This is a genomic window from Micromonospora foliorum (genome assembly GCF_022229015.1).
GTDB lineage: Bacteria > Actinomycetota > Actinomycetes > Mycobacteriales > Micromonosporaceae > Micromonospora > Micromonospora foliorum.
This window is the reverse complement of record NZ_JAKKFF010000323.1, coordinates 1-6,285: the sequence shown is the minus strand read 5'-3', so window position 1 is coordinate 6,285 and position 6,285 is coordinate 1. Positions and strand designations below refer to the sequence as shown.

5 protein-coding genes and 1 pseudogene are annotated in these 6,285 nt (G+C 73.5%); 2 read left to right on the top strand and 4 right to left on the bottom strand.

The window, feature by feature from the left end; translation table 11 throughout:
• From PSH25_RS22485 to PSH25_RS22470, 4 genes and pseudogenes are all read right to left on the bottom strand, one after another.
• A pseudogene (locus PSH25_RS22485) lies at nucleotides 1–467 on the bottom strand (hypothetical protein); the annotation flags it as partial.
• Nucleotides 460–1,491 carry a segregation and condensation protein A gene (locus PSH25_RS22480; RefSeq protein WP_372492827.1) on the bottom strand — a complete coding sequence of 344 codons (1,032 nt, stop codon included), beginning with the start codon at nucleotides 1,489–1,491 and terminating at the stop codon, nucleotides 460–462. The gene PSH25_RS22480 and the pseudogene PSH25_RS22485, both read right to left, overlap by 8 nt.
• A gap of 41 nt (nucleotides 1,492–1,532) precedes the next feature.
• Complete coding sequence (locus PSH25_RS22475; protein ID WP_124862901.1) at nucleotides 1,533–2,456, bottom strand: ParA family protein; 924 nt, start codon at nucleotides 2,454–2,456, stop codon at nucleotides 1,533–1,535.
• A gap of 595 nt (nucleotides 2,457–3,051) precedes the next feature.
• Nucleotides 3,052–4,290: an ROK family transcriptional regulator gene (locus PSH25_RS22470; RefSeq protein WP_238660949.1), complete on the bottom strand. Its 1,239-nt coding sequence runs from the start codon at nucleotides 4,288–4,290 to the stop codon at nucleotides 3,052–3,054.
• Between the two features lie 78 nt (nucleotides 4,291–4,368).
• Between PSH25_RS22470 and xylA the strand changes: the two genes are divergently transcribed.
• Complete coding sequence (xylA, locus tag PSH25_RS22465; RefSeq protein WP_238660948.1) at nucleotides 4,369–5,556, top strand: xylose isomerase; 1,188 nt, start codon at nucleotides 4,369–4,371, stop codon at nucleotides 5,554–5,556.
• Nucleotides 5,557–5,565: 9 nt separating this feature from the next.
• Nucleotides 5,566–6,285: FGGY family carbohydrate kinase (locus PSH25_RS22460; protein ID WP_274527801.1), on the top strand; the 720-nt coding region annotated here is incomplete at its 3' end.

Below are 6,285 nucleotides of genomic sequence, written 5' to 3'. Positions count from 1 at the left end.
GACTCCCCCGCCGCGCCCTCCGTCCCGGCCCCGAGCTCCGGCCCCGCCGTGTGCTCGGTCACCGCCCCGGAATCCGGCCCCGCCGTGTGCTCCGGCACCGCCCCGAGCTCCGGCCCCGCCGAGCGCACCTCGCCCGAGGGCGCCTCGACAAGATCTGACTCGCCCGAGCCAACCCCGGCCGAGGCCACCTCAGCATGGCCTGACCCCGGGTCGGCGTCGCCCGCGCTCTGCCCGTCCGGGTCGGCCTGCGCCGAGTCCGACGCGACCGCGTCCGGGTCAGCGGAAATGGCGGTGTCGGGCTCGGGTCGGGGCGGCGCCGCTTCAGGTTCTTCGGTGTCCGGTGGTGCGGCTGGCTCGTCCAGCGGCGTGGGGGTGTTGTCGGCGGTGGGCCGGCGGGGGCGGTCCCACGGCGGGACCCAGGCGGCAGCCTGGGCGGCCAGTGAGTCCCGGCGTTCCTCGTCACTCATCCCGCGCACCCTCCGTCATTCCCGTCCCGTCCGGCCCGCCGGCCTCCCGCGTCGGCACAAGGTCAGTCCCCGCCAGCGCGGGCTCAGTTCCCGCAGGCTCAGCCCCCGCCAGCGCAGGCCCATCCCCCGTAGGTTCTGCCCCCGCCGGCTCAGGCCCGGGCTCCGGCGACTCCGGGTCGGCCGGGGTGCCGGCGTACTCGTCGACGTGCAGCTCGGTGTCGCCGTCGGCCGGGCCGGTCCAGCGCACGGTCAGCTCCTCCAGGGCCTGCTCCTGCACGAAGGACACCAGGCCCTCCCGGTACAGCTCCAGCAGCGCGAGGAACCGGGCCACCACCTCCAGGGTGGCCTCGCAGTCGGCGCAGAGCAGCGAGAACGTGGCCGTGCCGGCGCGGCGCAGCCGGGCGGTGAGGATGGCCGCGTGTTCCCGGACACTGACCCGGACCATGTGCACGTGGGCGATGGAGACCTCCGGCACCGGCTTCGGGGTCATCGCCTTCACGGCAAGCTTCAGCAGCCGCTGGGGGCCGATGCCGAGCACCAGGTCGGGCAGCGCCTCGGCGTATCGGGGCTCCAGGCTGACCGCGCGCGGGTACCGTCGGCCGCCGACGGCCTCCAGCTCGGCGATGTGCGCCGCCGCCTCCTTGTACGCCTTGTACTGCAACAGCCGGGCGAACAGCAGGTCCCGTGCCTCCAGCAGGGCCAGGTCGGCCTCGTCCTCGACCTCGGCGGCGGGCAGCAGCCGGGCCGCCTTCAGGTCGAGCAGGGTCGCGGCGATGAGCAGGAACTCGCTGGCCTCGTCCAGGTCCCAGTTGTCGCCCATCGCCCTGATGTAGGCGATGAACTCGTCGGTGACCGTGTGCAGGGCCACCTCGGTGACGTCGAGTTTGTGCTTGCCGATCAGTTGCAGCAGCAGGTCGAACGGGCCGGTGAAGTTGGCCAGCCGGACCGTGAACCCGGCGGGCTGCACACCGTCGACCACGGCCACAGCGGCGGTGTCGGGCGGGTCGAGGGGTGGCGCGGTCACCGGACGACCGTAGTCCACGAGGCGGGCACCGGGAGTTCCGGCTACCGCTCCGACTGGGCGGCGATCACCTCGCGGGCCAGCTGACGGTAGTTACGTGCCCCGGAGGAGGCCGGGTCCATCGTCGTGATGGGGGCACCGGCCACGGTGGACTCGGGGAACTTCACCGTCTTGGTGATGACCGTCTGGTAGACCTTGTCGCCGAACGCCTCGACCACCCGCTGGAGGACCTGGCGGCAGTGCGTGGTGCGGCTGTCGTACATGGTGGCGAGGATGCCTTCGAGCTCCAGGTCGAAGTTGAGCCGCTCGCGCACCTTGTCGATGGTGTCCAGCAGCAGTGCCACACCGCGCAGGCTGAAGAACTCGCACTCCAGCGGGATGAGCACACCGTGCGCGACGGTCAGCGCGTTGATCGCCAGCAGACCGAGCGACGGCTGGCAGTCGATCAGGATGTAGTCGTACTCCTTGCGGACCGTGCGCAGGACCCGGGCCAGGGCCATCTCCCGGGCGACCTCGTTGACGAGCTGGATCTCGGCGGCGGAGAGGTCGATGTTGGCCGGCAGCAGGTGCAGGCCCGCCACGTCGGTCTTGATGAGGACGTCCTCGGCGATCACGTCGTCCTGCATGAGCAGGTTGTAGACGGACAGGTCGAGGTTGTGCGGGTTGACGCCCAGCCCCACCGAGAGGGCGCCCTGCGGGTCGAAGTCGACGAGCAGCACCTTGCGGCCGTATTCGGCGAGGGCCGCGCCCAGGTTGATGGTGGTGGTGGTCTTGCCCACGCCACCCTTCTGGTTGGCCATCGCGATGATGCGCGCGGGGCCGTGCCGGTCGGTCGGCATCGGCTCGGGAATGGGCTTGCGCATCGTGTAGGCAGCCGGGTCCGCAGGACCCAGGTCCGCGCCGAGCGTGGCCTGCTGCTCGCGGAGCTCCGACGTCCAGGTCTCGGCACGGTCACCGTTGCCAGCCATGTGCTCGTTGCCCCCTCCCGACGACCCACCCGGCGTCGGAGCCGTCCGACGTCCTTCGCGGCGCCGCTGCGCACCCCGGTCGTGTCGCTCCAGGAGGTCCGCGCCGATGCCGACTGTACGCCACCGACCAGCAGGGGGTTCGGCACCGGCCCGGCGTGGTGGGTCGCGGCTGCCGGCGGGTGGTAGCCGGATTCGGCCGGCCCGTCGCCGTGCGGTGGGACGCGGGCGGCCGGCACGACCGGCGTGTCCCGGGCCGTGCCGCCCGGGCCAGGGCCGCCACCGGGCAGCCGGCCAGCTCGGTGCCGGCGTCGATCTCCGGGATCAGCTCGGCCGCCATGGCGTTGACCAGGGTGACCCGGCCGGTCCCGTCCGTGGTCAGCACCGCCTCGGCGAGCCCGTCCAGCAACTCACGGGCCAACCGCTCGTCCGCCGGCAACGGGGTGCCGCCGGGTTGCCGGGTGGTGGTCACCGCCGGACGCCGGCTCGCGTCTGACGACGTGTGCGCATGCTGCTTCTCGACTCCTCACCGGGGATCGTTGCCTGGAGGCAAGCGTACCGATCCTCCCCGAGAGAGGCCCACGGCGCGGGGTGGCGATCAGCCGGAGCGGGCCAGCCAGCCGGCGGGCTGGGCGACGATCCGGCGGGCCACCGAGCCGGCGGCGCCTACCGCGGCGGCCTCCGCGCCGAGCCTCGACGGCCGGACCGTGACCGGCGACCAGGCGGCGGTGAGCACCCGGGCGCTGATCTCGGCGAGGACCGGGGGGCACAACCAGGGTGCGAGCGCCGCGTAACCGCCACCGAGCACCACGGTGTCCAGGTCGAGCAGGTTCACGACGCTGGCCACCGCGACACCGAGCGCCGTTCCGGCGTCGTGCAGCGCCCGCAGCGCGTTGGCGTCGCCGGCCTCGGCCAACTCGGCGAGCCGGGCCGTCGCGGTGTCCGCCGGAAGCTCGGCCCGGGCCAGCCCTGCGGCGGCCACGATCGCCTCCTGCCCGGCGTACTGCTCCAGGCAGCCCTGCCCGCCGCAGCGGCACGGGCGGCCCTCGGGGTGGACCGGAAGGTGCCCGATCTCGCCGCTCCACCCGCGTACGCCGCGAAACAGCGCGCCGTCCAGCACGATGCCGGCGCCGATGCCCACCTCTCCGGAGATGTGCAGGAAGCTGGACGGGCCGGGTGGCTGAGAGTGCAGCTCGCCGAGCGCGGCGAGGTTGGCCTCGTTGTCCACCGTCAGCGCGGGGACACCGGGCACCTGCTCGACCAGCGGAGGGTGCTCGGCGAGCAGCGCGGGCACCGGCACGTCACGCCAGCCGAGGTTCGGCGCGAGCCGGACCAGCCCGGCGTCGTCCACCAGGCCGGGCACCGCGAGCGCGGCCCCGACCAGGGTGAGGCCGTGCCGGGCAGCGTCCTCGCGGGCTGCCCCGGCCATCTCGACGAGGCGGGCCAGGGCGTCGGCGGGGGCCACCGGGCGCAGGTCGGCCCGGTGCACCGTGCGGTGCCGGACCTGGCCGGCGAGGTCCACCACGCACACCGCCAGGTAGTCGACGTTGACCTCCAGGCCGAGCCCCGCCGGCCCCTGGTCGGCCAGGACCAGTCCGCGCGCCGGGCGGCCGGCGCCGGATCGGGGCGCGGGATCGGACTCACTGACCAGCCGGCCGGCGAGCAGGTCCTCGACCACCGCGGACACGGTGGCTCTGGTCAGGCCGGTCGCGGTCGCCAGGTCGGCCCGGGAGGGAGGTCGGTCGGCCGCGGCGATCCGGCCGAGGACCAGGGCGAGGTTGAGCTCGCGCAGGCTGCCCTGACGGACTGCGCCGGCCGGGGCGTGGGTGAGGCTCACCCCCTTGACACTGCCATAGGGTGGGCAAATAATTCAATCGCTGAACAAATAGCGGACAACACCACCCGGAGGTCGCTCATGGCACCCCGTCCCACCCCCGCCGACAAGTTCTCCTTCGGGCTCTGGACCGTGGGCTGGCAGGCCCGCGACCCGTTCGGTGACGCCACCCGTCCCGAGCTCGACGCGGTCGAGGCAGTGCACCGGCTCGCCGAGCTGGGCGCGTACGGCATCACCTTCCACGACGACGACCTGATCCCGTTCGGCGCCGACGCCGCCGCCCGGGACCAGCACATCGCCCGGTTCCGCAAGGCGCTCGACGAGACCGGCCTCGTGGTGCCCATGGTCACCACCAACCTCTTCACCCACCCCATCTTCAAGGACGGCGGCTTCACCAGCAACGACCGCGACGTCCGCCGCTTCGCGTTGCGCAAGGTGATCCGGCAGGTCGACCTGGCCGCCGAGCTGGGTGCCAGCACCTTCGTCATGTGGGGTGGCCGCGAGGGCTCCGAGTACGACCTCGCCAAGGACGTCCGCGCCGCCCTGGACCGCTACCGCGAGGCCGTGGACCTGCTCACCCAGTACACCATCGACAAGGGCTACAACCTGCGGTTCGCCCTGGAGCCCAAGCCCAACGAGCCGCGCGGCGACATCCTGCTGCCCACCATCGGGCACGCGCTCGGCTTCATCTCCCAGCTGGCCCACCCGGAGCTGGTCGGTCTCAACCCGGAGGTCGGCCACGAGCAGATGGCCGGGCTCAACTACGCCCACGGCATCGCCCAGGCGCTCTGGCAGGGCAAGCTGTTCCACCTGGACCTCAACGGACAGCGCGGCATCAAGTACGACCAGGACCTGGTCTTCGGCCACGGTGACCTGATGAACGCGTTCGCCCTGGTGGACCTCCTGGAGAACGGCGGCCCCAACGGCGGGCCGACCTACGACGGGCCGCGGCACTTCGACTACAAGCCCTCCCGCACCGAGGACATGGACGGCGTGTGGGCCTCCGCAGCCGCCAACATGAGCACCTACCTGCTACTCAAGGAGCGCGCGGCGGCGTTCCGCGCCGACCCCGAGGTGATCGAGGCGCTCGCCGCCAGCAAGGTCGGCGAGCTGAGCACGCCGACGCTCGGCGACGGCGAGGGCTACGAGGCGTTCCTGGCCGACCGGTCCGCGTTCGAGGACGTCGACGTCGACGCGGTGGCCGCCCGGGGCTTCGCCTTCGTCCGGCTCAACCAGCTCGCCGTCGAGCACCTGCTCGGCGCCCGCTGAGGCCCCGCCATGCCGTTGGTCGCAGGCGTTGACTCGTCCACCCAGTCCTGCAAGGTGGTGATCCGGGACGCGGAGACCGGCGCCCTGCTCCGGCAGGGCCGGGCACCGCACCCGGACGGCACGGAGGTCGACCCGGAAGCCTGGTGGCAGGCGCTGCGCAGCGCCGCCGAACAGGCCGGCGGGTTGGCCGACGTGGCGGCGATCTCCGTCGCCGGCCAGCAGCACGGCATGGTGTGTCTCGACGAGGACGGCCGGGTCGTCCGCCCGGCGCTGCTGTGGAACGACACCCGATCCGCCGACGCCGCCGCCGACCTCATCGAGGAGGCCGGCGGCGGCTCGGCCGGAAGCCGGTTCTGGGCCGAGGCCACCGGCAGCGTTCCGGTGGCCAGCTTCACCATCACCAAGCTGCGGTGGCTGGCCCGGCACGAACCCGAGCTGGCCGCCCGGGTGGCCGCCATCTGCCTGCCCCACGACTGGCTGACCTGGCGGCTGGCCGGGGCACCGGGGTTGGGCGCGCTGCGTACCGACCGGGGCGACGCCAGCGGCACCGGTTACTGGTCGCCGGCGACCGGCGACTACCGACTGGACCTGCTGGAGCGGGGCTTCGGCCGGCGGTTGGTGGTGCCCGAGGTGCTCGGTCCGGCCGAGTCGGCGGGGAAGCTCGCCGACGAGCTGGGCGGGCCGGGCGGCGCGCTGCTCGGCGCCGGCACCGGGGACAACGCCGCCGCC

What these genes read in the sequence shown, in the direction of transcription:
- xylA (WP_238660948.1), top strand. Translation starts at nt 4,369, where the DNA reads ATGGCACCCCGTCCCACCCCCGCCGACAAGTTCTCCTTCGGGCTCTGG.
- PSH25_RS22475 (WP_124862901.1), bottom strand. Translation starts at nt 2,456, where the DNA reads ATGGCTGGCAACGGTGACCGTGCCGAGACCTGGACGTCGGAGCTCCGC.